A 622-nucleotide genomic window follows, 5' to 3' on the forward strand; every position below is an offset into this window, starting at 1 on the left:
AACGTACTCCGTTTCAGGCTTTAGATAGTATGGATGATGCCTGGTCCTACCGTGAGTTTAAATCTTATGTAAAAGAGTCTAAATTATTAGGTAATAAAAAGAAAGAGTACCTTTTAACGGAAGAAGATATTAGTAAAATTGAAGTGAAGCAGAAATTCATCGAACGGAATTTAATTGACACTCGATATTCTTCTCGAGTTGTTTTAAATGCTCTACAAGATTTTTATAAAGCGCATAAATTCGATACAACTATTTCGGTGGTACGTGGACAATTTACCTCTCAGCTAAGAAGAAAGTGGGGACTTGAAAAGTCTCGTGAGACTTACCATCATCATGCTGTTGATGCCTTAATTATTGCCGCTTCGAGTCAATTAAGATTATGGAAAAAACAGAATAATCCTCTGATTGCTTATAAAGAAGGACAGTTTGTTGATTCAGAGACTGGAGAAATTATTTCATTAAGTGATGATGAATACAAAGAGTTAGTGTTTAAAGCTCCTTATGACCATTTTGTTGATACATTAAGTAGCAAGACATTTGAGGATAGTATTCTATTTTCTTATCAAGTAGATTCAAAATTTAATCGAAAAATTTCAGATGCTACAATTTATGCAACAAGAAA

The 622-nt window shown here is 32.8% G+C and carries 1 protein-coding gene; it reads left to right on the forward strand.

The features are described from left to right. Nucleotides 1–622: type II CRISPR RNA-guided endonuclease Cas9 (cas9, locus tag GMD4S_RS00150; protein WP_000308298.1), on the forward strand; the 622-nt coding region annotated here is incomplete at both ends.

It is taken from the genome of Streptococcus sp. GMD4S, from assembly GCF_000296955.1.